At 62.1% G+C, this 25,786-nt stretch carries 27 protein-coding genes, 1 tRNA gene and 1 pseudogene; 15 read left to right on the top strand and 14 right to left on the bottom strand.

Going from position 1 to position 25,786, the window contains the following annotated elements:
• Positions 1–328: 328 nt before the first annotated feature.
• Entirely contained in the window at positions 329–2,095 is a 1,767-nt protein-coding gene (locus tag QF118_RS08690; protein ID WP_282302230.1) for a hypothetical protein, read from the top strand.
• Positions 2,096–2,168: 73 nt separating this feature from the next.
• A pseudogene (locus QF118_RS19825) lies at positions 2,169–2,434 on the top strand (integrase core domain-containing protein); the annotation flags it as partial.
• Here the strand turns inward: QF118_RS19825 and QF118_RS08680 are convergent.
• The gene (locus tag QF118_RS08680; RefSeq protein ID WP_282302229.1) at positions 2,427–3,074 is read right to left on the bottom strand and encodes a TetR/AcrR family transcriptional regulator; all 648 of its coding nucleotides are present in this window, start codon (positions 3,072–3,074) and stop codon (positions 2,427–2,429) included. The pseudogene QF118_RS19825 and the gene QF118_RS08680 overlap by 8 nt on opposite strands.
• 210 nt (positions 3,075–3,284) lie before the next feature.
• On the opposite strand from QF118_RS08680, the gene QF118_RS08675 reads away from it, so the two are divergent.
• Both QF118_RS08675 and QF118_RS08670 read left to right on the top strand, forming a co-directional pair.
• Positions 3,285–5,204, top strand: coding sequence for a PHA/PHB synthase family protein (locus QF118_RS08675; RefSeq protein ID WP_282302228.1), 1,920 nt, complete (start codon positions 3,285–3,287; stop codon positions 5,202–5,204).
• A gap of 99 nt (positions 5,205–5,303) precedes the next feature.
• Positions 5,304–5,720: a hypothetical protein gene (locus QF118_RS08670; protein WP_282302227.1), complete on the top strand. Its 417-nt coding sequence runs from the start codon at positions 5,304–5,306 to the stop codon at positions 5,718–5,720.
• Positions 5,721–5,883: 163 nt separating this feature from the next.
• Here QF118_RS08670 and QF118_RS08665 read toward each other — a convergent pair.
• The 5 genes from QF118_RS08665 to QF118_RS08645 form a co-directional block, all read right to left on the bottom strand.
• Positions 5,884–5,958 (bottom strand) — tRNA-Gln (locus QF118_RS08665).
• 63 nt (positions 5,959–6,021) lie between these two features.
• A complete protein-coding gene (locus QF118_RS08660) occupies positions 6,022–7,026 on the bottom strand; it encodes a diguanylate cyclase domain-containing protein (RefSeq protein WP_282302226.1) in 1,005 nt (334 codons plus the stop codon).
• A complete protein-coding gene (locus QF118_RS08655; RefSeq protein WP_282302225.1) occupies positions 7,023–7,628 on the bottom strand; it encodes a heme NO-binding domain-containing protein in 606 nt (201 codons plus the stop codon). The genes QF118_RS08660 and QF118_RS08655 overlap by 4 nt, the downstream gene beginning before the upstream one ends.
• A 114-nt stretch (positions 7,629–7,742) precedes the next feature.
• Positions 7,743–8,456, bottom strand: a complete 714-nt coding sequence (locus tag QF118_RS08650; protein WP_282302437.1) for an NUDIX hydrolase — start codon at positions 8,454–8,456, stop codon at positions 7,743–7,745.
• Between the two features lie 16 nt (positions 8,457–8,472).
• Positions 8,473–8,859 carry a DUF983 domain-containing protein gene (locus tag QF118_RS08645; RefSeq protein WP_282302224.1) on the bottom strand — a complete coding sequence of 129 codons (387 nt, stop codon included), beginning with the start codon at positions 8,857–8,859 and terminating at the stop codon, positions 8,473–8,475.
• A 231-nt stretch (positions 8,860–9,090) separates the two neighbouring features.
• Here QF118_RS08645 and QF118_RS08640 point away from each other — a divergent pair, with 231 nt between their 5' ends.
• The 4 genes from QF118_RS08640 to QF118_RS08625 all read left to right on the top strand — a co-directional run bounded on the left by QF118_RS08640 (position 9,091) and on the right by QF118_RS08625 (position 11,300).
• Entirely contained in the window at positions 9,091–9,675 is a 585-nt protein-coding gene (locus QF118_RS08640; protein WP_282302223.1) for an EF-hand domain-containing protein, read from the top strand.
• A gap of 142 nt (positions 9,676–9,817) precedes the next feature.
• A complete protein-coding gene (locus QF118_RS08635; RefSeq protein ID WP_282302436.1) occupies positions 9,818–10,405 on the top strand; it encodes an RNA polymerase sigma factor in 588 nt (195 codons plus the stop codon).
• A complete protein-coding gene (locus QF118_RS08630; protein WP_282302222.1) occupies positions 10,398–10,778 on the top strand; it encodes a hypothetical protein in 381 nt (126 codons plus the stop codon). Before QF118_RS08635 ends, QF118_RS08630 begins: the two co-directional genes overlap by 8 nt.
• Before the next feature lie 3 nt (positions 10,779–10,781).
• Positions 10,782–11,300: a periplasmic heavy metal sensor gene (locus QF118_RS08625; protein WP_282302221.1), complete on the top strand. Its 519-nt coding sequence runs from the start codon at positions 10,782–10,784 to the stop codon at positions 11,298–11,300.
• Between the two features lie 51 nt (positions 11,301–11,351).
• On the opposite strand, the gene QF118_RS08620 is transcribed toward QF118_RS08625, so the two are convergent.
• Entirely contained in the window at positions 11,352–12,803 is a 1,452-nt protein-coding gene (locus QF118_RS08620) for a diguanylate cyclase (protein WP_282302220.1), read from the bottom strand.
• A 100-nt stretch (positions 12,804–12,903) separates the two neighbouring features.
• Between QF118_RS08620 and QF118_RS08615 the strand changes: the two genes are divergently transcribed.
• The 3 genes from QF118_RS08615 (at position 12,904) to QF118_RS08605 (ending at position 15,537) form a co-directional block, all read left to right on the top strand.
• Entirely contained in the window at positions 12,904–13,188 is a 285-nt protein-coding gene (locus QF118_RS08615; protein WP_282302219.1) for a DUF3572 domain-containing protein, read from the top strand.
• A complete protein-coding gene (locus QF118_RS08610) occupies positions 13,185–13,898 on the top strand; it encodes an HAD family hydrolase (RefSeq protein ID WP_282302218.1) in 714 nt (237 codons plus the stop codon). The genes QF118_RS08615 and QF118_RS08610 overlap by 4 nt, the downstream gene beginning before the upstream one ends.
• A 73-nt stretch (positions 13,899–13,971) precedes the next feature.
• The gene (locus QF118_RS08605) at positions 13,972–15,537 is read left to right on the top strand and encodes a trimethylamine methyltransferase family protein (RefSeq protein ID WP_282302217.1); all 1,566 of its coding nucleotides are present in this window, start codon (positions 13,972–13,974) and stop codon (positions 15,535–15,537) included.
• Between the two features lie 184 nt (positions 15,538–15,721).
• Here QF118_RS08605 and QF118_RS08600 read toward each other — a convergent pair whose 3' ends face one another.
• Entirely contained in the window at positions 15,722–16,093 is a 372-nt protein-coding gene (locus QF118_RS08600) for a hypothetical protein (protein ID WP_282302216.1), read from the bottom strand.
• Positions 16,094–16,222: 129 nt separating this feature from the next.
• On the opposite strand from QF118_RS08600, the gene QF118_RS08595 reads away from it, so the two are divergent.
• Positions 16,223–16,987, top strand: a complete 765-nt coding sequence (locus QF118_RS08595; RefSeq protein ID WP_282302215.1) for an alpha/beta fold hydrolase — start codon at positions 16,223–16,225, stop codon at positions 16,985–16,987.
• Positions 16,988–17,206: 219 nt separating this feature from the next.
• Here the strand turns inward: QF118_RS08595 and QF118_RS08590 are convergent, their stop codons facing one another.
• Positions 17,207–18,172 (bottom strand): LysR family transcriptional regulator, encoded by a 966-nt coding sequence (locus tag QF118_RS08590; protein ID WP_282302214.1) that lies wholly within the window; start codon positions 18,170–18,172, stop codon positions 17,207–17,209.
• Between the two features lie 71 nt (positions 18,173–18,243).
• Here QF118_RS08590 and hisD point away from each other — a divergent pair, with 71 nt between their 5' ends.
• Positions 18,244–19,536: a histidinol dehydrogenase gene (gene hisD / locus QF118_RS08585; protein WP_282302213.1), complete on the top strand. Its 1,293-nt coding sequence runs from the start codon at positions 18,244–18,246 to the stop codon at positions 19,534–19,536.
• A 7-nt stretch (positions 19,537–19,543) separates the two neighbouring features.
• Here the strand turns inward: hisD and QF118_RS08580 are convergent, their stop codons facing one another.
• On the bottom strand, positions 19,544–19,915 hold the full coding sequence (locus QF118_RS08580; protein WP_282302212.1) for an arginine transporter: 372 nt from the start codon (positions 19,913–19,915) through the stop codon (positions 19,544–19,546).
• Between the two features lie 152 nt (positions 19,916–20,067).
• Positions 20,068–21,501: a hypothetical protein gene (locus tag QF118_RS08575; protein ID WP_282302211.1), complete on the bottom strand. Its 1,434-nt coding sequence runs from the start codon at positions 21,499–21,501 to the stop codon at positions 20,068–20,070.
• Between the two features lie 157 nt (positions 21,502–21,658).
• Between QF118_RS08575 and lepA the strand changes: the two genes are divergently transcribed.
• Both lepA and QF118_RS08565 read left to right on the top strand, forming a co-directional pair.
• Positions 21,659–23,464 carry a translation elongation factor 4 gene (gene lepA, locus QF118_RS08570; RefSeq protein ID WP_282302210.1) on the top strand — a complete coding sequence of 602 codons (1,806 nt, stop codon included), beginning with the start codon at positions 21,659–21,661 and terminating at the stop codon, positions 23,462–23,464.
• Positions 23,465–23,720: 256 nt separating this feature from the next.
• Positions 23,721–24,722 carry a hypothetical protein gene (locus QF118_RS08565; RefSeq protein WP_282302209.1) on the top strand — a complete coding sequence of 334 codons (1,002 nt, stop codon included), beginning with the start codon at positions 23,721–23,723 and terminating at the stop codon, positions 24,720–24,722.
• A 213-nt stretch (positions 24,723–24,935) separates the two neighbouring features.
• On the opposite strand, the gene QF118_RS08560 is transcribed toward QF118_RS08565, so the two are convergent.
• The 3 genes from QF118_RS08560 to QF118_RS08550 all read right to left on the bottom strand — a co-directional run bounded on the left by QF118_RS08560 (position 24,936) and on the right by QF118_RS08550 (position 25,722).
• Positions 24,936–25,199 (bottom strand): hypothetical protein, encoded by a 264-nt coding sequence (locus QF118_RS08560; protein WP_282302208.1) that lies wholly within the window; start codon positions 25,197–25,199, stop codon positions 24,936–24,938.
• A 43-nt stretch (positions 25,200–25,242) separates the two neighbouring features.
• Positions 25,243–25,368: a hypothetical protein gene (locus QF118_RS08555; protein WP_282302207.1), complete on the bottom strand. Its 126-nt coding sequence runs from the start codon at positions 25,366–25,368 to the stop codon at positions 25,243–25,245.
• Between the two features lie 75 nt (positions 25,369–25,443).
• Positions 25,444–25,722, bottom strand: a complete 279-nt coding sequence (locus tag QF118_RS08550; protein WP_282302206.1) for a hypothetical protein — start codon at positions 25,720–25,722, stop codon at positions 25,444–25,446.
• Positions 25,723–25,786 lie beyond the last annotated feature (64 nt).

The following is a 25,786-nucleotide window of genomic DNA, read 5'->3' as shown; positions in this document are numbered from 1 at the left end:
GCCGGCGCCGTGTGTCACGGGGCCGGCAAAAACTGCGTTGGTGGGCGACCCGGCCTGACTGTCAGGTCTTCCAAAAGCTGATCGGGTGGCTCTCCCTGACGGCCGCAGCGAATAAGATACCCATCGTGCGGGTACCAAGCTGGGTTTGTCGCAAAGTTTCGGGGTGATGAGGTCAGCCCTCACACCGTGAGACCACCCGCTGGGATTTTCGATCCTAGACGGCGCTGATGATGTGACCGCCCACCGACGGCATCAATGTGCCAAGGTGGGTCTTCGATGATCCCCAAAGGAGTCAAATTTTTGCCAGAATAGGGCGTGAAACGGGGTCATGTGGTTTCGAGGTTTGCCTATGCGCGCTTTTGCTTCTGTTTATCTGATGGTCGCAGGCCTGGCATTGGCTATTCTGTTCGTTCTGCAGGTTCCCGGTCTGCTGGCGTTTTTTCTGGCCATCACCATGGGACTTGGCATTTTCCTTGTCCCGCCGGTACTCTTCCTGTCCTTTTGGATCGTCGCATTCGCCCCCGCCGCGCTGGGAGCCTGGTTCAATTGGCGGATTGGGGCCGGCATCGCAGCTGTGACTTTGGCGTTGGCAGTGTCCTTTCCCAGTTGGGTGCCTGATCCTACCCATCAAGGCACGCCATTGCTGAACCCGCCCTTTTCCGCGACAGGCCCGGTTCAGGTGCGCTCAATAGAAGTCGTGTCCCCGCGCAGCACACACGAGGTTCAGGGCATCGTCGGACCCGCGGTAGAGGCGCTCAAGCGCAACACCGATCTTGAATGGCTTCGCATTGACGGCAAGGTGTATGAGCGCAGGCAAGGCGTCCTTCATGAGGCGCGCCCCAATCAGGAAAACGTCGCGCGCGTTGCGGACGTCATCGTCAGGGTCGCGCACAGCCGACATGCCGCGGTCTGGGGGAATTGGTCGCTCTCTCCCTGGCGGGTCGAGAATGTCTCGGGCTATGTGATCCATGACCTACGGACGAACACGCCGCTGGCGCGCAATCTTTCACTCAAGCTCGAGCGCGCAATTCGCCCCCTCATGCTGCAGATTGACGGCGTGCGCATGGACACCACGACTGATGTAAAGATCGAATTTGTCCGCGCGCCTTATGGCGAGGTGGCCCAAGACCCTGAACAGACATTGGAAAACGATCTTGGAACGCTTGGGCTTTGGCGTGACGCTGCGAACACCGGGCTAGAGCCCGACAACCCCACCGACAGCCCAGCCAAATCGGTGGACGCCGTGCTGGAAGAGATGCTGAAAGACCCGGAGCTGGCGCAGCACAAGGGGCACCGCAGTCGCGGTCCTGACGATTTCGAAGGGCAGGTGATTGAGACCTTCAACACGCAATTGGGATCGCGTCTGGAGATTGCAGACCGGATTGATCTGATCGCGCGGCTGGAGCGTTCAAAAATCCGGAGACTGGACCGGACGTTGATCATTGAGATCGCCGAGGAAACCCCGGCGCTGATGCAACGCATGGTCGATCAATACTACACCGATCTGGCCGAAGACGCCTCCGTCTATCCCATCCTTGACCGTGGTGTTCGCGATGAGTTCTATGTTCCGTTGGCCCGTGCGATAGGCGCTGATCGCAGGCGCTTTGTTCTGGCCCTTGACGCTGCTGAAAGGGACCAGCGCGAATTTCTGATCGAGAATATCTTTCATTTCGGGGTCGAAGATCCCTTTACGATCCTGCGCGCGCTCTTTTCGCCAAGCCCGCCCGGCGACCCACTGGAAGAGCGGTTTGCCGAAGGCTACCAATACATCTGGAAAGAGGAGTGGCGGAAGGCGGAAATTCTCGACTACGTGCAGGGCGGCGGGGAAGTCGACAAATCCGCCATGCAGGAAGCAGCGGACCAGAGCCTGCGCCTGCTCTTGCCGCGCGAAGATGTGCCACGCGATGTTTTGATCGGCTTTGTCGAGGATTGGGTGCTCACCCGCCGCGCGCCCATCCTGCATGACTATGAAGTTCTGCTTGAGGTGCTGTCCCGGCTGCAAGAAATCGGCGCGCAGGAGTTGCACGCAAACCTGCTTGTCTATTTCGCCGACCTGATCGCATTCCGGCCACATTGGATGGACCCGCCAACATAGGACACCTGGACGTGTAACGAAGGCCGCGCTTGTGGCCAAAACCGCTCAGCAGCGCTTTTTCCCAACGTGCTTCGGCCCAGCGTTCACCGCAATCAAGGTCCGCGCATGGATCGCGGCCGCTCGGTGCAACAGCGCATACTCCAAGCCGGGCTCCCCTTGGGAAAACGGCTACGTCGTGCGCCGCGCGACGGCGAGGTCTTCTATTCGCTCAGAAAGGCCCAGCTTCTGATTGAACGATGGCGCCGCCATTACATTACCGTGCGGCCCCACAGCGCTCCGGATTATCGACCGCCAGCATCTGAGGCAACTATCCCGATGGGCTACAGGCCAATCATGCACCATCTTTCAAACCGGACCGCCCAAGCGGGGCAGACCACGCGATGCCACGCCGGTAAATTGCAAAGACGCGCGGCGCTTCGCTGCGCATCCACGCCATGTCGCCCGAGATCAGGGACTGCATCACAAGCCCCTGGATCGTGCCGATGAACAACGTGGCTGCGGCTTCGGTGTCCAGTTCTGGATGCAGCTCGCCCCGCGCCTTTCCGGCTTCAATCAGATGGCGCACCCGCGCCGCGTATTGCTGCATCATCTGGCTTGCCAGCCGTTTTGCGGGCGTTGCTTTCGCCCCTTGCAATTCACCGTACAGCATACGCGGTGCGCCGGGATGGTCCGCAACAAAGCAGACATGGGCAAGAAACATCGCCTGTAGTGCCTCCAGCGGCGAACCGATCCCCTCAGCGGCTTTTTCGATCCGCGACATGAGCCGTTCGGCGACCCATGTCATCACGGATTGCCAGATCGCCTCCTTGTTGGGGAAATGACGAAACAGCGCGCCCTGGGTCAGGTTCATGTGCTTTGCAATCGCGGCGGTCGTGATCTCGCTGGGGTTGGTCTGCGCCGCAAGCGCAACCACTGCCTCGACGGTCACGTCGCGCCGTTCATCTGCCGGAAGGTTCTTTTGCCGGACGGCTTTGGTCATGGGTTCAACTCCATATTGGTCTTGCCGGTCAGCAGGCATGGCCTCCTCTTGCCGCCAGTTGGTGAATTTTCACCATGACGCCCAGCATGACTTGAAAAAAGATAGTAAGCAATTACTATCTTGTGAGCTGGTTGAATCCGATGCACTGTGCAGCAGGGCACTTGCCTTTTGCAAAGAACCGCCCCGTTCCAGTTTTGGAAGGCCTACCTGATGGAACAAAAAGCCAAAAATTCGGTGGTGGCGCAAAGCAAGGCCCATGACGCGAATACTGGGGGAAAGATGGCGATACCTCGTGACCCCGGCAAGGCGCCAATCGCCACCAACGACAGCCGGGCTCTTGCTGTGCAAGCAGTGGCATCACCGCATGTCGATACCGCTCCTCAAACTGGCCAACCTGGCGCTGCCGACTCGATTGTCCATGAAACGCTTGATCACGCGATGCATGCGTCCATTGCCCGGTTCACACACGGGCTGTCGCCTGCCGCGCTGATGGGCGCGTGGTTCGACTGGGCCATTCACATTGCCGCCGCACCGGGAAAGCGCATGCAACTTGCGGAAAAGGCCGCTGACAAGGCTCGCCGTCTAAGCCGGTTCGCGATCGAATGCTCGGTTTCGACCGACACGGACCAGCCCTGCATCGAACCGTTGCCGCAGGACAAACGCTTTGCCGACAGCGCATGGCAGATGCAGCCGTTCAATATTCTCTATCAGGGTTTTCTGCTTCAGCAGCAGTGGTGGCACAATGCAGTCACAGGCGTTCCCGGGGTCACGGCCGAGCATGAGCGGCAACTGCAGTTTCTGACCCGTCAGGTGCTTGACACGGTTTCACCCTCGAATTTCCTGCTCACCAATCCCGAGATCTTGCGCAAGACACGTGAAGACGCAGGCATGAACCTGGTGAAGGGCGCGCAGTATTTCCTGAAAGACCTGCAAATGGCGATGACCGACTCGCCCCCCGATGGCACCGAGGATTATCAGCCGGGTCGGGACGTCGCCGTGACCAAGGGCAAGGTGATCTACCGCAACCGCCTGATCGAGCTTATTCAATACGCCCCCCTTACCCGGACGGTTCACCCGCAGCCGATCCTGATCGTCCCGGCCTGGATCATGAAATACTATATCCTGGATCTTTCACCGCAGAACTCGCTGGTGAAATACCTGATGGGTCAGGGTTACACGGTCTTCATGATTTCATGGAAGAACCCTGATGCAGACGACCGCGATCTGACGATGGACGATTACCGCCAGCTGGGCGTGATGGCAGCGCTCAACGCGATCCAGGCGATCGTTCCCGGTCAAAAGATCCATGCCACCGGATATTGTCTTGGCGGCACGTTGCTAAGCATTGCTGCCGCGGCGCTGGCGCGGGGCGAGGACGACCCGTTTGCTTCGCTGACACTTCTGGCAAGCCAGACCGACTTTACCGAACCCGGCGAATTGCAACTGTTCATCAACGAAAGCCAGCTTTCCTTTCTGGACAGCATCATGTGGAAACAGGGTTATCTTGATACCACGCAGATGGCCGGGGCGTTCCAGATGCTGCGGTCCAATGACCTGCTGTGGTCACGGGTGACCGGCAGTTATCTGAAAGGCGAGCAACCTTTCATGAATGACCTGATCGCATGGAATGCCGATGGCACGAGGATGCCCTATGCCATGCATTCGGAATATCTGCGCAAACTTTACCTCAACAATGATCTGGCCGAAGGGCGCTTTGAAGTCGACGGCCGTCCTGTGGCGCTGTCTGATATCCGCGCACCGATCTTTGCCGTCGGCACAGAGAAAGACCACGTCGCGCCCTGGCCCTCGGCGTTCAAGATCAAGGCACTGACCGATACAGAGGTGACCTTTGCGTTGACCAGTGGCGGGCATAACGCCGGCATCGTCAGCGAACCCGGCCACCCGCACAGAACCTATCAAATCGGAACAAAAGGCCCGATGGAGCGGTACGTCGACCCTCAGACCTGGGCAGCAGAGACTGACAAGCAGCAAGGATCATGGTGGGAGGCATGGGTCGCCTGGCTTGACGGGCATTCGAGTGCTCTGACGCCGCCGCCAGCAATGGGCGCGCCCAAAGCGGGCTACACGGCCATAGCCGACGCACCGGGGGCGTATGTGTTCCAAAAGTAGGATACCGGCACTTGCCGGCGCGGCGCATCAAGGAACAAGGAACAAGGAACAAGGAACAAGGAACAAGGAACAAGGAACAAGGAACAAGGAACAAGGAAGATGATCGCCGATAGAAATACCAGCCTTCTGATCGCGGCCTTGGTGGCGCTCGTTTTCGGGGCGCTGACCATCGTTTCGGGTGGCCGCGCCCTGTTTGGGGGCGCCGAGGCCAGTGCGGCAGTGGGCAATGCTGTGTCGTTCGTGCTGTGGTTCAACTTTCTCGCCGGGGGTTTCTATGTCGTGGCCGGCATCGGGCTGTACCTGCGGCATCGCCCGGCGGTCTGGATCTCGATTGCCATTCTGGCAAGCACGGTCTTGGTGTCGCTCGCCTTCGGCCTACACGTCCTGCAAGGCGGCGCTTTTGAAATGCGCACCGTCGGCGCGATGGTCCTGCGAACAGGCGTCTGGGCGGCCATATCCATTGTGGCCTGGAAACACATCGGCGGGCGCGCAAGGCCTGAAGAGGGCAATCCTTAACTTTTCTGCTCACGGCAAGCAAACCCGGGGTTTCGGGTGAGCCGCGGAGGGCCTGTGATGCACAGATTGTGTTACACTCTGTGTCACACCAACATCCCGGCGTGACACAGCCACGATCCGGTACAGGCTAAGCGCCTGAATTCACTTTAATTTCTAGTGAAACTGGCTGGGGTGGTAGGATTCGAACCTACGGTACACGGTACCAAAAACCGCTGCCTTACCACTTGGCTACACCCCAACCGTGGCGCGGTATGTACGATGGTGATTGGCGGGGATCAAGCCCCTAATACAGGAAAAATTGTCATTCTCCGGCGAGGGCCGAATTTGATTTAACATCAAGGGCATGCACGGCCGGATCATAAAAGGTGAATTGCGCGCGCCCCGCCCGCTTGGACGCGTAAAGTGCCTGGTCGGCCTGTTCCAGGACCAGTTCGGGGTCAGCAAGCGCGCCCGGGTTGATCGTGATTCCGATGCTGGCTGACACGCGGCAGGTGCGACCGTCGTGAAACACCGGTTGTTCGATCTTGGCGATCATCCGTGCCGCCAACCCGCCTAGCCGGTCTTGGCTGATCAGATCGGGAAAGATCAGGACGAATTCATCGCCGCCGACCCGGGCGGCCGTGTCGTCCTTGCGGGTTTCCTCCTGCATGATCTCGGCCACCTTGCGTAGCACCAGATCGCCCGCCGCATGGCCATGCGTGTCATTGACCTGCTTGAAAAAATCGAGATCCATGTGGATCAGCGAAAAGGGCTGGCCGCTGCGACACAGCTTTTCCAGCGTTCGGTCCATGGCGCGCCGGTTGCGCAACCCGGTCAGCCCATCGGTATAGGCGCGCTCCTCGGCCTCGGTCTTGGCGCCCTGCAGGCGCGTGTTCAGATGCAACGAGGCATTCAGCGCTGCGGTCTTTGCTTCGACCAGGTACAGCATTTCGATTGCCAGGTCGGTTGTCGCGAAATCCGTGCTGGTCAGCGCATAGTCGCGCACCGCATCGACCACCGAAATGCCAAAAGACATGTTGATGACCGCGCCGCCGCTGCCATCTGCGACCAGCATCCCCTTCAACTGCGTGCGCTTACGGTTGCGCAATCGCAGATGCAACTTGCCGCCCTGCGTGGCCAAAAGCTGTTGCATCGTCGTGACCGACCTTGGGCGATGCACCTCGAACAGGTCGAAGAAGGCCGCGCCATCCAGATCCGGGATATTCAGTTTGTACAGCGTGGCCCCGGCCTGACGGATGGTGCCGCTGGCATCAAGCAGCACGTGCATCGGGCATAGCTGACGCAGAACATCCGCCGAAACGGTCATGCCGTGCCCCCTGCAGTCGTGGCGCGGCCGCCCAGTTCAAAGTCGCGGCCCTTGGCGAATTCCGTTTCGACCACCGTGATTTCGATCTGTTTCAGATCCCCGTCCAATCCCTTGTGATCCAGCAACACCAGCGTGCCATAATCGTCTGCCATTGCGCGCAGAACCCCAATCATCACAAGCCCAAAGGATGGCATGTCGCCGGCAAGTTCGAGCACAAAGTGGTTGGCCCCGATATCCTCCAATTCCATTTCCGGCAGGGACAGGTTCGGCACTGCCAGGCGGGCCCGCCCCGGCAATTCGTCCAGCGAATGCAGAAAATCAATGAAATTGACGCCGCCAAACCGCAAAAGCCGCCGCAACCCTTCGCGATTGGGATGCGAGACAAGGTAAGTGCCGATATCTTCCAGGAACTGACTGCAGGGTTTGCCTAGAATACGCTCGGACGCCTTGACCAGGCCTTTCAGGTCTTTCCGTTCGTAACTCAGCATGGCCTCGAAATCGGCCGAGTCCAGCTTGGCCTCGGCGGCGATTTCCTCCCAGGTGTGTTGCCCGTATGTATCCTGGACAAAAACCTGGAGCGTTTTGAAGATAAGGCCATGCATATGGAAACGACGTCCCTTTACTTAAGGTCGTCTTATCCCAGCAGTCTTAACAGTGGCGTAACATATACAATTGCGACGAATTTCACTGATTGTGCCGCCGCTGCCCCGCGCCGCCTAGTCGGTCATGGGTCTTCCGCGCAACCGCAGGAACAGGCTTTGTTCATCGTCATTGCGGAAAAACGGCACCGAATCCGGTGGCCCGGCCTCGTGCAGGCGGGCGGCTACCTCGGCCAGGACCACCTCGGTGATGAAGGGCAGATCAAAGCTGCGGACCTCGGCCAGCGGAATCCACTGCAGGTGCGACAGCTCGTCGGTGGCGGCGTCGAAATCGTCCGGATCAGAGGCCAGCGCCTCGGCATCGACCAGGAAGAACCGCGCATCAAAGCGGCGCGGCCGGCCCGGGGGCGTCACCGCGCGGAACACGAATTGCAGCGCCTCGGCCGAAGGTCGGTGGCCAGTGCCGGCAAAGCTAAGCCAGTCGTCCGGAACCGCCGTCGGCCAGGGACCGGGGGCGCCAAGGATCTGGCCGGTTTCTTCCCAAAGCTCGCGCACCGCGGCGGCGGCCAGCGCCTGTGCGATGTCCGGCGGGCTTTGTTCGGTCAGGCGCTGCGCGCACAGCTGCGGCAGCGGGCGGACCAGCGGCACCTTGGCATCCGCCGGATCGACGGCACCGCCGGGAAACACGTACTTGTTGGGCATGAAGGCGGCCTTGGCCCCGCGCTGCCCCATCAGCACGCTGGGACGCGCCCCGCGATCACGCACCACGATCACCGTCGAGGCGTTCCGAATGGCGGTCTTGTCAGGCACTTGTGTCGTCGCGGCGCTCATGCCACCCCCATCGTCATCAGGCAGGGGGCGCAAATCCATGCATGCCGCGCGCCCATTGGAAGGCCACGATCACCCCTTTCAGTCGGGGCAATAGATAAAGCGACAACCCGACACATCCAACCGCAAAGATCGTGAAAAGGATCAGCGGTTCGGGGCGGAAGGTTTCGAACACGATCAAAAGCAGCGGCGCCATCAAATGCCCGACCAGCAGGATCGTCAGATAGGCCGGGCCATCGTCGGCGCGGTGATGATGCAGGTCCTCGCGGCAGACCGGGCAGTGATCGCGCACCTTCAGGTATCCCGACAACATCGGACCCGAGCCGCACTTGGGGCAGCGTCTGCGCCAGCCCTTCCAGACGGCAGGCCAGGTTTCGCGTTCAGAGGGGGACTTTTGGTCGGTCATAGGAGCCTCATGGATCGAAGTCCTCAGCATGCGGGCGCCAAGAAATGAAATGAAGTGTCCAAAATGTCCTTGCGTCCGGATGTCGCAAATCACGCAGCCGTGATCCGGTTTGCCGAAAAAATCCGCCAATCAGCGACGGAACCCGCCACCTGCGCCGTGAAAGCCTGCAGAGACGCCCGACACAGGGTGGATCGTCAACCCGCAAAGATGCGAGCAGACAGGAGTTACGACATGACGAAGGCAAGCTATTGGATCACCGGCGCACTGGTTCTGACCATGGGCACCGCAGGGATCGCCCATGCACGGGGTTATGCGTCGGATGGGCAGCAAGGCGCCGGCATGCAGCAGATGTTCGAGAAATTCGACACTGACAGCGATGGCAAGATCACCCAGGCCGAAATCGACGCTGCCAAGGCCGCCCGCTTTGCCGCGGCGGACAGTGACGGCGACGGTTTCCTCTCCGCCGAGGAAATGACCGCCTATGCCGACCAGATGCGCGCCGAGCGCGAAACCCAGCGCCGCGCCGCCCGGACCGAAGCGATGGTCAAATCGCTGGACAAGGACGGCGACGGCAAGCTGAGCGCCGAGGAAGCCACCGCAGGCGGCCCCGGCCAGATGATGCTGCAGCGTCTGGATGCAGACAAGGATGGCGCAGTCAGCCTTGAGGAACTGCTAGAGGCGCGTGGCATGATGGGCAAACGCGGCGACCGCGACGGACGCGGTGGCGGCAAATACGCCCGCGGACACGATCATGGTGCTGAGCGAGGCCATGACCGTGGGGGCAACGGTGATCGCGCGCCCTGGTGGATGCGCTGATCGCGGTTGATCCCGGCCCGGGCCGTCCGGGTCAATGACCCCGCGCCGTTCCGGCCCCAAACGGTCGGAACGGCGCGACAACGGCCCGGGACCAGAACTTGCACCCCGCCGTCAGGCGGGGTAGCGCGGGGAAATGGACACGATGCCCTATGACGCCCTGAGCGATCGCAGCGACGAAGAGCTGCTGGCGGCCTATGCCGAAGGCAATGCCATGGCGGCGCGTGCGCTGACCGAACGTCTGGGCCCGCGCGTCTTTGCCCATGCCTACCGCATGCTCAAAGGCGACCGCGCCGAGGCCGAGGATGTCGCGCAAGAAGTGCTGCTGAAACTGTGGCGCGTGGCGCCCGGCTGGCGCAACGGAGAAGCAAAGGTCACCACCTGGCTGTACCGGGTGACGGCCAACCTGTGCATCGACCGGATGCGCAAGAACCGCAGCGGCCCCGACCTGGACGCGATCCCCGAACCGGTGGATCAGGCGCCCTCGGCCGCTGAGGGGATGCAGGCCCGCGCCCGCGCGCTGGCCCTGCAAGAGGCGCTTGACCAACTGCCCGACCGGCAGCGTCAGGCGGTGATCCTGCGCCACATCGAGGGGCTGGCAAACCCCGAGATCGGGCAGATCATGGACATCGGCCCGCGCGCGGTGGAAAGTCTGACAGCGCGGGGCAAAAAGGCACTGGAGGCGCTTCTGTCGGGGCGTCGGGCCGAACTGGGGTTTGAAGACGATGACTGAGCGCAAGCACGACAAACCGATGACCGGCCCCGACCTTGGGCTGGATGCCTATTTCGATGCGGCACGGGCCGACACGCCCCTGCCCTCGGGCGATTTCATGGCGCGGATCGAGGCCCAGGCGCTGGCCGCCATGCCCGCCCCCGTCCCTGCCGCCCGGACAGCGCGCGGCCCGGGGCTGTTCGCACAACTCAAACAGGCGCTTGGCGGCTGGCCCGCGATGGCGGGACTGGCGGCGGCCTGCGCCGCGGGCCTCTGGCTGGGCATCAGCCCGCCGGCGGGCGTTTCGTCCTTCATCGGCACCGATGCGGCCGAATTGGACACGCTGGGCGTCGATCCCTTGTCGGGGTTCGACCTGGCGATGATGGAAGGCTAGGACATGGCAGACAAAGACAGCCCGACACCCCCCCGCATGCGCCCCTGGCTGCGCGTGCTTCTGTTCGCCTCGCTGGCGCTGAACCTGGCGATTGCCGGGATGGCCGCAGGCGTGGTGCTGCGCGGCGGCTCTCCGCATGATCGCCACGAAAGCCGTGATTTCGTGACGCCCTACACCCGCGCCTTTGACGAACGCCAGCGCGACGACCTGCGCCGCGCCCTGCGCGACGGCTATCTGACCCGCAAGGACAAGGACGGCGCGCGCGACGACCTGACGCTGGACTACCGCGCCGCGCTTGACGTGCTGCGATCGGAACCCTTTGACGCGGCGGCGATGGCGGCGATCCTGGAACGCCAGGGCGCCCGCACCGCGGACCGCCAGGCCATGGGCCAACAGGTCCTGAGCACCTATCTGGCCGCCCTCTCACCGCAAGAGCGCGAGGCCTACGCCCAGCGCCTGGCCCAAGAGATCACCCGCCTCGAAGCCCGCCGCGAGCGCTGGAAACGCGACAGCTCTCGCTGATGCTGGACTGCGGATGGCAAAGGGCAGGCAAGCGCGCGCCGTTCGCGGCGCTTAGCGGCCGTTGGCGGTGCGCCCGGTTTCCTTGATGCTGGGGGCAAGCGCCCTGGGGCGTTCGGCGCGCGGCCGCAGCGGGTGCACGGTATCGCCCATGACCACGGTGTTGCGGCCCTTGTCCTTGGCCGCATACAGCGCCCGGTCCGCCGCTTCGATCAGCGCCGCCGGCTCGTCGCCCTGACCGGCCTTGCCGATGGCGACCCCGATGCTCAGCGTCACCTTGATCGTCTCACCATTGGGCAGGGCCAGCGGGCTTTGCTCCATCAGGCGGCACAGCCGCTCGGCCGTCATGCGGGCGCGTTCCCGGGTGGCGTCAGGCATGGCCACCAGGAACTCTTCTCCGCCAAAGCGCGCCACCAGGTCCGCCGCCCGAAGGTTGTCGATCAGCCGTTTCGACACCGCCTGCAACACCGCGTCCCCGGCCGCATGGCCATGGGTGTCGTTCACCGACTTGAAGTGGTCGAGGTCCAGCAGCAGCAAGGCATAGTCGCGCCCCTGGGTTTCGGCCCGTTCGGCCAGCCGGTTCAGATGCGGCAGGGCATAACGCCGGTTGTAAAGCCCGGTCAGCGGATCGCAGACCGCCGCCCGCAGCCCATCCTGCATGTTGGCGCGCAGCCGGTCATTCGTGCGTTTGCGCGAAATCTGCTTTTTCAGGCGCAGCGCCAGTTCCTCGGGGTCGGGGCCGGCGCCCAGCAGGTCGTTGGCGCCCATGTCCAGCGCGCTGGCGGCCTCTTGCCGCTGATCGGGCTGGGCGACATAGATCAGCGCCGCATGCCGCATCTCGCGGTTTGATCGCAGCTGCGGCAGCAGCGAAAGCCCCGCCCCCTGCGCGCCATCGCCTTCCAGGATCACCACGACATCGGGCGGCACCTTCTTGAAACGCAGCGCCTCGTCCGGGGGGGTCAGCTCGATCTGGTCCGTCATGCGGTGGCGCAATTCGGCCTGCAAGGACCGCGCCACCGGCATCTTGCCTGTCGGCACCAGCCGGATCAGCGCCGGCGTTTCGAATTCACTCACCTGTTCGGCCAGCCCCAGCGCGCGGCGGGTATCGTCGCGCAGTTGCAACTCCGCCTCTGCGTCGCGGGCCCGCAAAAGCGAGCGCAGCCGCGCCAGCATCACCAGATCATCCAGCGGCTTGGACAAAACGTCATCCGCCCCCGCCGCAAGCGAGGCAAGCCGCTCGTCAGCGCTGGCGTCATCGTGCAGCAGGACAACCGGCAGACGCGGATCGCCCGCCGCAAGCCGCAGCTTGGCAATCAACGCGCGGCCCGTGGTGTCGGGCAGATCGGCGGCGACAATGACCATGTCGGGCCGCGACCTGCGGAACATACTGAGTGCAGCACGACCGCTGGCCGCCTGCGACACCTCGTAAAAGGCCGCAGACAGCTTGACGCGTAGAATGATGCGGTTTGTGGGCACCGCATCGACTACCAAAATCCGTCCTGTCATCCTGATCACCCTACGCAAGGCACATGACTGCGCTTGCACTTTATTGCCTTCTCAGATTTGATTGAGATTGGTTAAGAAACCCTTTCGGAAATCCTTTGAAATGACACTATCTCGTGAAACCGCCGAAACCATCGGCCTTCAGGCCGTGGCCTGGCTGGCGTCGAACGACGAAATCCTGCCCGTGTTCCTGGGCGCGACCGGCGCCTCCGAAGGCGACTTTCGCGAGAACCTGCAAGATCCGGCCTTTCAGGGTTCGATCCTGGATTTCCTGTTGATGGACGACAAATGGATCATCGAATTCTGCGACACCGCAGGGCTGGCCTATGACGCACCAATGCGGGCGCGCGCCGCGCTTCCGGGCGGCGGGCAGGTGCATTGGACATGACGACGCCGATCACCGCGCTGCTGTTCGACAAGGACGGCACGCTGTTTCACTTTGGCGAGACATGGAACCTTTGGGCGCTGGCGATGATCGACCGGTTTTCCGCAGGCCAGCCTGACCGCCGCGCCGCCATCGCCGCCAGCGCGGGCTTTGATCTGACCACGAACAGCTTTCACCCCAAAAGCCCGGTAATCGCAGGCACCAGCCGCGACGCGGCGCTGGCCTTTGCCCCCGCCCTGCCCGAATACGACCTGCCCACGATCGAGTCGATCCTGTCCGAGGGCGCCGCCAATGCGCCGCTGGCCCCCACCGTGCCGCTGGCCCCGTTCCTTGGCGATCTCAGGGCGCGCGGCTATGGCCTTGGCGTGATGACCAATGACACGGAATTCGCCGCCCGCAGTCACCTGACATCGGCTGGCGTTCTGGACAGCTTTGATTTCATCGCGGGGTTTGACAGCGGCTTTGGCGCCAAACCCGACCCTCGGCCGCTTTTGGCCTTTGCCGATGCCATCGGCCAGGCCCCCGCCAGCATCGCCATGATCGGTGACAGCACGCATGACCTGTCGGCGGGCCGCGCCGCCGGGATGCGCTGTGTCGGGGTGCTGACCGGCCCGGCCCTGCGCGCCGATCTGGCCCCCTTTGCCGACGTGGTCCTGCCCGACATCGGCCACCTTCCTGGCTGGCTGGCCAGCCTGTCGCCCGAAAACGACTGATCCCGTCGCTATCGGGCAGGCACGCCCCCTGCCCTCGGTGTGTTCATGGGGAAAGCCGCCTTTGGAGGACACCATGAGCGATTCAGACGCAATGACCAAACGCCGCCGCGGCGGCGGCCGCGCCGGACATGCGACGCGCCGTGGCACCGCCGCCATCGAACAAATGCCCTGGCGCCTGCCGGTCAACCACGACCGCCCCACCGAACCGCTGACCCCCGAAGGGGTGGAACGGATGCACAATGCCACCATGCGCATCCTCGAAGAGATCGGCATCGAATTCCTCAACCCCGAAGCGGTCGAGATCCTGCGCAAGGCTGGCTGCACCGTAAACGGCGAAAACGTCCGCATGGGGCGCGACATGGTGATGGAATATGTCGGCATGGCCCCGGCCAGCTTTACCATTACCCCGCGCAACCCCGACCGCACCATCACCATCGGTGACCGCCATATCCTATTCGGCAACGTGTCCTCGCCGCCGAACTACTATGACATGGAGGTCGGCACCAAGGTGTCCGGCACGCGCGAGATGTGCCGCAACCTGCTCAAGCTGACGCAGTATTTCAACTGCATCCACTTTGCCGGCGGCTATCCGGTTGAACCGGTGGACCTGCACGCCAGCACCCGCCACCTTGACGTGCTGTTCGACAAGCTGACCCTGACCGACAAGGTCATGCACGCCTATTCGCTGGGCCCCGAACGGGTCGAGGACGTGATGGAAATGGTGCGCATCGCGGGCGGTCTGACCCACGATGAGTTCGACGCCAAACCGCATATGTACACCAACATCAACTCGACCTCGCCGCTCAAACACGACTGGCCGATGCTGGACGGCTGGATGCGCATGGCGCGGCGCGGTCAGGGGCTTGTCGTCACCCCCTTCACGCTGGCCGGGGCCATGGCCCCCGTGACCATGGCGGGCGCCGTCGCGCAATCGCTGGCCGAAGGACTGTGCGCCATCGTCCTTGCCCAGATCATCAAGCCCGGCGTTCCTTGCGTAATCGGCACCTTTACCTCGAACGTCGACATGAAATCCGGCGCGCCCGCCTTTGGCACCCCCGAATACATGCGCGCCACGCAGATGACCGGCCAGATGGCGCGCTACTACGGATTGCCCATGCGCTCGTCCGGGGTCTGCGCCGCCAACGTCCCCGACGGGCAGGCGATGTGGGAAACCGAACATTCGCTTTGGGCCGCAATCCAGTCGGGCACCCACATGGTCTATCACGCGGCGGGCTGGCTCGAAGGTGGGCTGGTCGCAAGCCCCGAAAAATTCATCATGGATTGCGAGGTGCTCCAGCAACTGCAGCGCTATATGGAGCCCGAGATCTGGGACACCTCCGACGACGCGCTGGCGCTCGACACCATCGCCGAGGTCGGCCCCAACGGCCATTTCTTTGGCACCCAGCACACCCAGGACCGCTATACCAAGGCCTTCTACCAGCCTTTCCTGTCCGACTGGAAAAACTTCGAGGCCTGGGAATCCGCCGGGGCCGTCTGGACGCCCGAGCGCGCGCACATGCTGTACAAACGCATCCTCGACGATTTCGAAGACCCACCCATGGATGCGGCCATTCGCGAGGAACTCAGCGATTTCGTCGAACGCCGCCGATCCGAAGGCGGCGCCCCCACGGATTTTTAGGTCGCGAAAGTCCCAACTTTCGCGACCGGTGGGCAAGGGTGTCTTTTGCAAAGCAAAAGATCACCAGCCCACACAGATGTCATTCCAGGCACCCAGAATCCCAATACGGCAGCCCACACAGATGTCATTCCAGGAACCTAAACCCGAAAGCCCCAACTTTCGCGACCAGCACCCCCGCCGCCGCCTACGCCAAACCGCGCCAGACAACCCAGACCACCACGCCGACCACGATCAAGACCTTGACCGCGATCCCCGCCACCAGCCCGATCGCCCGTGTCTTGCGTGCCTCGCGCAGGGCGTCGCCCTCCAGATACCGCAGCGCGCGGGCACAGGCTCCGTCCACCCGCGCCGCATCGATGGTCGGCGCGATCCGGGGATGCCCCGACAGATGCGCCGCCTGCGCCACCTCTTGCAAATCGCGGCGCACGGCGCGCGGCAAACGCCCCCGCGCCCGGCGTGCGCGCAAGGCCAGACCGCCACGCTTCAACCCCAACTCGCGGGACAAGAGCTGTTCAAGACGGGCCACCTGACGGGCCAAAAGGCGCTGAATTTGCATGGCGTTAACCCTAGCGGCCTTGCCTGCCCGCGCTCAAGCGCGCATCCCGCCCCAGATCGTTGCCATACCGGAAACAATCGCCCCGCGCGGGGGCTGGCCCTGCCGCGATCAAAGGCTTAAATACACCCCATGCTGAACACCCTGATCCACGGCGCACCCACCGCCAACCCGCCCCTGATGATCGTCCACGGCCTCTATGGCTCGGGGCGCAACTGGGGTGTCATCGCCAAACGCCTGTCGGACGAACGGCAGGTGCTGGCCCCGGACATGCGCAACCACGGCGACAGCTTCTGGTCCGACGATCACGGCTATCGCGATATGGCGGGCGATCTGGCGCAGGTGATCGAAGCCCAGGGCGGGCGCGCGGATGTGGTCGGCCACTCGATGGGCGGCAAGGCGTCGATGGTGCTGGCCCTGACCCGGCCCGATCTGGTGTGCCGCCTTGTGGTCGCCGATATCGCCCCCGTCGCCTATACCCACAGCCAGATCCAGTTCATCGAGGCCATGCGCGCCGTCGATCTGTCCTCGGTCGACAAACGCTCGGACGCGACGGACCAACTGGCGCGGCACGTGCCTGACAAGACGTTGCAAAGCTTTTTCACCCAATCGCTGGACCTGAAAGAACGGCGCTGGAAACTGAACCTTGACGGGCTTGCGGCGGAAATGCCGAAAATCCTGTCCTTCCCGGAGATCGACGGTCAGTTCAACGGGCCTGCGCTGTTCCTGTCCGGCGGCACCAGCGACTATGTCCTGCCCGAACACCGCGCCCGCATCCGGGCGCTGTTCCCCAAGGCGCGCTTTGCCAAGCTGCCCGGCGCGGGCCATTGGCTGCATGCCGAAAAGCCCCGCGATTTCGAGGCTTCGGTCCGCGCCTTCCTGAACATGGGCGGCTGAGCCGACGGGCGGTTTGGGGGCTCTGCCCCCTCTGGCCTGCGGCCATTCACCCCCGGGATATTTTTCGCAATTGGAAACAGCAAAGGCCCGGGCTGATTTCAGGTTTTTGAAATCTGCATGCGGGTGTTTTCAAATCGTGGCTCCGGCCCCTTGATCCGGGCGCGCCTCTCGTCAACCTGACAAGGGACGCAAGGGTCGGATACCGGGTTCATGGGGTTGTCACTCTTCCAGCAGGCGCAGGTCGCCCTGAAGCCACGGCAGCAGTTGCAGCGCCGGGGCAAGGACCAGTTCGGCGATCAGCATCCGCGCCGTACGCGCCACATCGCGCGGCACCTGGTCGGCCCAATCGGTCGAGGCCTGAACGGAAATGGTGCGGGCAAAGGGTTTGAAGGGCAGCGGATGCACCTCCATCTGGGGATGAAAGCGGACCGCGCGCATGTAGCCCAGCGGCGTGGTGATCGTCCAGCCGACCCGGCGCGCCACCAGCGTCATCAAGGACAGATGCGCCCCGATTTCAAAGCGTTCCGGGAAGGACAGCTTGTTGCGGGCAAGATGCGTTTCGACCTGGCGGCCGATCAGCTGTTCGCGGTCATGGCGCAGCAGCGGCAGCCCCCGCATGACCGCATCCAGCCCGCCATGGTCGGCCACCGCCCCCTTTGGACAGACAAAGACAAAGGGATCGCGCACGATCGGGTATTCGGCAATGCCTTCGCTGACCTCGCCGGTCGAGGCGGCGATCGCCAGGTGCAGGCGGCGGGCGCGCATTTCCTCGGAGATTTCGTGGCTGGGCGCGGTGATCAGCTTGAACCGACAGCGCGTCATGCTTTCGGCCAGGATGGTCACCAGCCGCGGCGTCAGATCGTTGTCGAAATCGTCGATAACCCCCAGGTTCAGGGTGCTGAGGTGGGTCAGGTCCATCACCGTCAGTTCGTTCTGCGCCAGCCGCAGGTGCGACAGCACCGCGCGGGTGCGTTCCAGGAACGAACGCCCCGCCGGGGTCAGCTGCATCGGGCGGCGCGCATGATCGACCAGGTCGGTGCCCAGCGCGGTTTCAAGGTTGCGCATCTGCTGGCTGACGGCGGGCTGGCTAAGGCCCGTGACCTCGGCCGCCCGGGCGACCGATCCGCTTGCGGCCAGCGCCTCGAACACCTCGAGCCCGCGCAGGGTGACCCCCTTCATCAGCATCTTGCGGCCCCTTCCCACAACTCCACCTTCAGCTTTTCCGAAACTGAGCGTCTTTCGTCAAGGATATCCCCATGCCCCGCTTTCTGAAGACCGCCCCCGGGTTGCCCCCCGCCGCCGAGGCCGACATCCAGGACACCGTCCAGATCATGCTGGCCCGCCTGAAGGCTGGCGGCGATGCGGCCGCGCTGGACTATGCCCAGCGGCTGGACGGCTGGCAGGGCGAGGTCGTGGTCAGCCCGGCGCAGATCGAACAGGCCCGCGCCCAGGTGGCGCAGCCGCTGCGCGCGGCGCTGGAATACGCCCATGACAACATCCGCGCCTTTGCCCTGGCGCAGCGCGCCTCTCTGACCGAGTTCGAGACCGAACTGCGCCCCGGCCTGATCGCCGGGCAAAAGGTGATCCCGGTGTCTTCGGCCGGCTGCTATGTGCCGGGCGGGCGCTATGCGCATATCGCCTCGGCCCTGATGACGATCACCACCGCCAAGGCCGCCGGGGTGCCCCATATCACCGCCGTCGCCCCGCCGCGCGGCGATGGCATCGACGCCGCCACCCTGTACGCCATGCACCTGGCCGGCGCCGACCTGATCCTGAACCTTGGCGGGGTGCAGGGCATCGCCGCCATGGCCTTCGGCCTGTTCGGCGCCCCCGCCGCCGACATCCTGTGCGGCCCCGGCAACGCCTATGTGGCCGAGGCCAAGCGCCAGCTGTTCGGCCCCACCGGCATCGACATGTTCGCAGGCCCCACCGACATCGCCATCCTTGCCGACGCCGGGGCAGACCCGGCGCTGGTCGCGCTTGACCTCGCCGGGCAGGCCGAACACGGCCCCACCTCGCCCTGCTGGCTGATCACCGATGACGAAGCCCTGGGCCGCGAGGTCCTGCGCCTGATGCCCGCCACCCTGGCCAGCCTGCCCAAAGGCAACCGCGACACCGCCCGCGAGGCATGGGACGCCATGGGCGAGGTCATCCTATGCGCCACGCGCGAGGAAATGGCCCGCGAATCCGACCGCCTGGCCCCCGAACACCTGCACGTGCAGGCCGATGACCTGCCCTGGTGGCAAAACCGGCTGACCGCCTATGGCTCGCTGTTTCTGGGCGCCGACACCACCGTCGCCTTCGGAGACAAGGCATCCGGCCCGAACCACGTTCTGCCAACCTCGGGGGCGGCGCGCTATACCGGCGGGCTGTCGGTGCACAAGTTCCTGAAAACCGTCACCTGGCAGCGCGTGACCGATCAGGCCCTGCCTGACCTCGCCCGCGCCACGGCGGTGATTTCCCATGCCGAAGGGATGCACGGCCACGCCATGACCGCCGAGGCCCGCATGACGCCGCCAGCCCCCTTTCCGCGTGCGGTGGGCGACTGACCCTGCGTCACAGCCCGGTGCAAGAGGCCTCGGCCCGGGCGGCAAAGGCCTTGTAGCGCTTCCAGAAGGCTTCGTTTGACGGGTTGTCGGACTGGCGGGTTTCCTGCGCCTGGTGCGGATCGGAAAAGAACTTTGCCGCCTTGCGCTGATCGTTCGACGACAGGTCGCGGTTCGCAACCCCTTGAATACAGCCGCAAAGCCGGGAATTGGCCGCCTTGCGCCCCGAGGTCAGACAGGCCCGCGAAACCGGCCCCGTCGCAAAATTGACCGAGGCCGCGCGCGTCACCGTCCCGCCGCCATAGTTGCGCTTGTTGCGATCCCCGCCGCCACAGGCGGCTACGGCCAGAACGGCCACCAACATCAATCCGGCTGTCTTCATCACACCTGTCTCACTTGCTTGGACCGCGCGGGTTATCCCGTCTGTTCGGCCAACTGCCCTCAGGGGGCATCATGTCCGATTTACGGCGCAGGTTCAATTGAGGATTTCCTGAAAGGGGCCCGTCACCAAAGGTGCAACACCCCAACAAGCGATCAAAACGCCCCGGTTATCAATTCAATCAGGCTCTGCAGCGTCTGCACGATCCGCGTCCCCTTGTACCCGCTGCTGGCGTCGATGCGTTTGATCACGTCAGCCGAACGCACGATGATCCGCATCTGCGCCACGCGGCCAAAGAACCGCCGGATCGCCCCGCCCTGAACCTCGCCCGAACCATGGGCGATGGTCGTGGCATCCAGTTCCAGTTCCCGCCCCAACTTCTTGTCGCTGATGGCGATCAACTCGGTCGCCTTCTCGACGATCATCTGTTTCTGGTCCGCTTCGGCGACCCGCAGCCTGTGCTTGATCCGCGCCTCCCAAGCCTTGGCAACTTCGGGATGGTGGGCGCGCAAATCCGTCACGGCGCGATCCAGCACCTGCACGAGGGCGGTCAGCTTGCCGTCTTCTTGATAGCTGCCGTCCTCGACACCTTGCACAAGATCGCAGCGCGCAATCTCTAGGTTCTGTTCGATGGCGTTCGCGTCTTCGCGGCAGTGTTCCAGGGTGTAGTCTATGTAAAGGCAGGCGGTCGAACTTGCGTTGACCCCACAATTGCTGGTCGTCGCCACTTGAATGGCGAACTCCACCTGTTTCAGCGTCGTTTCCACCAGTTTTTCAGCATTGAACGGTTCGGGCTGCGAAACAAAGACACCCTGCGCCTCGTCAAACTCCAGTCGATCCGCCTGCGGCAACTGATCCGCCAGCCACTCCGCCTCAACCCGCGCAATCTCTCGCGCCACCGCTTCGGCATCACCGCTTTCCCAAACCTTCGGGTCGATCAAGGCAACCCGGCGTTGCAACTCCCAATCCAGCGGCTGGCCCGTGACCATGCCGTCATACCAGCGGCGGAAGAAATCGAAATGCGGGTCGGTGTCGAGAAGGCAGTTTCCAAAGGCATCCGGGGCCATCCCCTTCGGCCATCCCTGATCGTGCCAAAGGGGTTGCCTCACCATTTCAGCAACTTCAAATTCCGAGTCTGAATGCGCCGCGTGCCAAGTAGCATTGGTTTCGTCGGAGATTGAAAGACTCAGTATGGCAGGCGCAGGAACAGCCGTAGCGATAGCTGATGCATCAGAAGCAGTACTGGCACCGGCACCGGCAATTGCTTTTGATGCCGCTTGGACGGCCCGAACGCGCCCGCTTGGGGCGGCCGATGCAACCCTGGCCAACGCTGCGCCGGCGGCTTGGGCAGCAGCCCTGATTTGAGGTTCAGGCTGCACAGCCGCGACACCTGCAACAAGCATTGCCCAGCCCGATATCAGGCCAAATGGAACCGGTGCCGGTTCAGAAATCGAAGAAAGCCCCGAAAATCGCGTACCTATCGACGAGGGCCATTCACGCAAGGCAGTGCGCGTCAGGATGGCGACAACAACTTCTTGGGTTTGATGCGACAACCATTCTCGAAAGCCCTTGTCGAAATGAAACTCCACCCTGCCCCTCACGCCAAAGCTACTCTACCGTACCCTACCCCAGCCGCCCCCCGGCACAAGCAAAACGCGCAAACCCCCAAAAGAACCGCGCCCACAGCCCCCCCTGCCGCACTGCGCCCACTTGACCAAATCCCATTTCCACCGCATATCGCAGTCTATGAGCACACCCCTGTCCCACATCCGCAATTTCTCGATCGTTGCCCATATCGACCACGGGAAATCCACCCTGGCCGACCGGCTGATCCAGTCCACCAACACCGTGTCCGAACGCGACATGAAGGCCCAGCTGCTGGACGCCATGGATATCGAGCGTGAACGCGGCATCACCATCAAGGCCAACACCGTCCGGATCGAGTATATCGCCAAGGATGGCGAGCTTTATGTGCTCAACCTGATCGACACCCCCGGACACGTGGATTTTGCCTACGAAGTCTCCCGCTCCATGCGCGCGGTCGAAGGCTCGCTTCTGGTGGTCGATGCGTCCCAAGGGGTCGAGGCGCAGACCCTCGCCAACGTCTATACCGCCATCGAGGCCGATCACGAGATTGTCCCCGTCCTGAACAAGGTCGACCTGCCCGCCGCCGACCCCGCCCGCGTGGCCGAACAGATCGAGGACGTCATCGGCATCGACGCCTCCAACGCCTGCCTGATCTCGGCCAAGACCGGCCTTGGCATCCCCGACGTGCTCGAGGCGATCGTCACCCGCTTGCCGCCGCCCCGCTCGGGCGACCCCGACGCCCCGCTCAAGGCGATGCTGGTCGACAGCTGGTACGACAGCTATCTTGGCGTGGTCGTGCTGATCCGCGTGATGGACGGCACCATCCGCAAGGGCGACAACATCAAGATGATGCGCACGGGTGGCAAATACGGCGTCGACAAGCTCGGCGTCTTCCGCCCCGCCATGCAGGACGTCAAGGAACTCGGCCCCGGCGAAATCGGCTTTTTCACCGGCTCGATCAAACAGGTCCGCGACACCAAGGTCGGCGACACCATCACGACCGAGAAAAAGGGCTGCGAAACGCCCCTGCCCGGCTTCAAACCCTCGCAGCCCGTGGTTTTCTGCGGCCTCTTCCCGGTCGATTCCAACGAATTCGAAGACCTGCGCGACGCGATAGAAAAGTTGGCCCTCAACGACGCCTCCTTCAGCTTTGAAATGGAAACCTCCGCCGCGCTCGGCTTTGGCTTCCGCTGCGGTTTCCTGGGCCTGCTGCACCTCGAGGTGATCCGCGACCGGATCGAACGCGAATACAACATCGAGTTGATCACCACTGCGCCCTCGGTGATCTATCACGTCTTCATGCGCGACGGGTCCCAGATCGACCTGCACAACCCCGCCGACATGCCCGACCCCTCGACCATCGACCACATCGAGGAACCGCGCATCAAGGCGACGATCATGGTGCCCGACGACTACCTTGGCGACGTGCTCAAGCTTTGCCAGGACCGCCGCGGCATCCAGCTTGACCTGACCTATGTCGGGGGCCGCGCCATGGTGGTCTATGACCTGCCCCTGAACGAGGTGGTCTTTGACTTCTACGACCGGCTGAAATCCATCTCCAAAGGCTACGCCTCCTTCGACTACCAGCTCGAAGGCTACCGCGAAGACAACCTTGTGAAGATGTCGGTGCTGGTGAACGACGAACCGGTCGACGCCCTGTCGATGATGGTTCACCGCGACCGCGCCGAAACCCGTGGCCGCGCCATGTGCGAAAAGCTCAAGGACCTGATCCCGCGCCACATGTTCAAGATCCCGATCCAGGCCGCCATCGGAGGCAAGGTCATCGCCCGCGAAACCCTGTCCGCCCTGCGCAAGGACGTGACCGCCAAATGTTACGGCGGCGACGCGACGCGGAAAAAGAAGCTGCTTGAAAAGCAGAAGGCCGGGAAGAAGAAGATGCGCCAGTTCGGCAAGGTGGACATCCCGCAGGAAGCCTTCATCTCAGCGTTGAAGATGGACAGCTAAGTACGGTTTCAGCTATCGACACACAACGTTCGCACGATTAAACTCAGCGAAGGCACATCGCCAAAACCTGAGATTATTGCATATGCCTAAACCATCTCTAATTAGTCATATCTTAAGAAACAGAATTAAAGCACACGAATTAATCCCCACTCGCCACCTTACAATTCATGACAGCGAGCTACTTGGGAGATTTCCAGACTCACTCAAAAGGGGCTGGGCAGCTCGTAGATTTAATCACCGTGATTTTCCAACCGCCATGGCCCTCGCCGAGTACATGTCACATCTCGGCACGGAAGACACCGAAGGTTTCTCTCAAGCAGTTTCAACCCTTTCGGACGAAGCCTGGAAATTCGCCCTGCAATTCAGCCCATATCAAAAAATTGAAACCATTTTGGATAACTTGGAGGGCCTTTTCGATGCCCTGAGAGAAGAGTTTATAAACCTTTCAAGCTATCACTCAGGCATGTCGGCTGCGTTGGATATCCAGGCCGACTCCAACACTTCATACGAACGCGAGTACAAAAAAACAGCGTCGAGTCTCATTACGTTCTCCGCGCTCTACGCCACATACGTTGATTTGTGTTTCAGAATACGAGACCTATGCAAGCTAAAAAATAGCAAGCCCTATTCCCGCGCAATACAAAAGGCAATTAAAGACTTTTCTGAACCAATGGGATTCATGAAAGACCTTAGAAATTTCTTACTACACTACAGCATTCCAAAATTCTCCCACTCAGTTCAACTTGATGGAGCCAAGCGTGAATATTTGCTTATTAACTCAGCTGATATCGCTTGCTCTGGCTTTAAATGGAAGGCCGACACAAGAAACTATCTGTATAGAAACAAAAAAATAGACGTTATATCCCTTTGCGAGAAAGTAGTTAAAGGAGTACGAAGGTCAATAGACTTTCACAGGAAAGTTTCAGAGAGAGTCTTGAAAAAGGAAAAAAATGCGCATGACTTTTACAAATACCAGCGCAAACGCCACGAATTTTTCTCGCAATCCGTTACAGATTTCGGCGCGTTAATCAAGCGACCGACGCCACTACACCGCCGACTACTAGAGGCGGAGTTTGTTGCCAATGTATTGAATAGCAGCTTAACTGACGAAGAGGCCTCAGACCTACTGAAAAACTATCCAAATCGTTTCAAAATCTTGCCGCAACCCGTTCTCGCCGAATTAAATCTGGAACTCGAGAATTTGATAAAGTCCCGAAAACTCATCCCAGATTCTGGCATGTATTTCTCGGGAAAGTAGTTCGTCAATTAAAAATCAATTGAGGCGCTTCTACCCATCCACAGCTACAGCACCAATCACCTGGCTACCGGGGCGCCTTCCGTCCATGTTTCTTAACGTCCCCCGGACGTATCATCCGACTTCGTCGGAATCGTCGCTCACCCCGAACCGCAGCGCAGGTCTTTGATCCCGCACCGTGATCAGCACCGGGTCGTCCATCCAGGGGTAGCGCCCCTATGCCACCATGCGCGCCTTGCGCTCGGTCGCCAGCGCGCCGCCCACCTGTTTGCCCGCCGCCAGCCGCGCGCGTTCCTCATAGGCCTGCACTGTCTTGGCGGCGCGGAACTTGTGGTACTCTTTCTCGATCTGTTGAACGCGGGCCGTTTCGTTGATGCCCAGCACCGCCTCCAGCACCTTCAATTCGTGGAACGGGATCAGCGCCGCCGCGTGTTTGCCGTGGCGGGTCAGCCAGATGTGGCCGCTTTCGCCCGGCGGCATTGACCCCGGACCTTCGTCCCTCACCCAAAAAAAGGAGCGGCCCCTATTTCTTGGTCGTCGCCGCTTTGCCCAGATCAACCTGGGCCCCTTTTTTCAGACCATTGTCCAAGGTGATCCCCTTGTCGGTGGGTTTGACGGTGCCCTTGCTGGGTGTGCTCTTATCGGTCATTTGAAATCCTCCGGGTTCAATTCCACAACCCTAACGAGATTTCCGGAAGCCAGCAAGGGATTTGGCAAGCGCCAGCTACCCTTCTGCCCCACGCGCCGCCTCTGGATGCTCTGTCAGAAAGTGGTGTAGCACGCCGTACAGCTCTTTTGCGCGGGGCACGTCATCCTTGCGCAGCGCGGCGCGGATGTCTTCGCAGATCATCTGCTGGACCTTCGCGGGGCCGTGGTGTTCGTGCATCATGTAGTCAGCCAGGCAGGCGGCATCGAGATCGGGAATCCCCTCGTGTTCCGCCACCGCTTCGATTTCCTCGCGGCTCAGGCAGGTCATGCCCTGAACGTCTTCCAATGTGATCATGGTTCTTCCTCCTTTTCTCCTCGTCCTGCGGGCAGTCTGCCGCAGAACCGGCGCGCGCGCCTTA

It is taken from the genome of Tropicibacter oceani (genome assembly GCF_029958925.1).
Taxonomy (GTDB): Bacteria; Pseudomonadota; Alphaproteobacteria; order Rhodobacterales; family Rhodobacteraceae; genus Pacificoceanicola; species Pacificoceanicola oceani.
The sequence above is the reverse complement of the archived record's forward strand: the minus strand, read 5'-3'. Positions and strand labels throughout refer to the sequence as shown.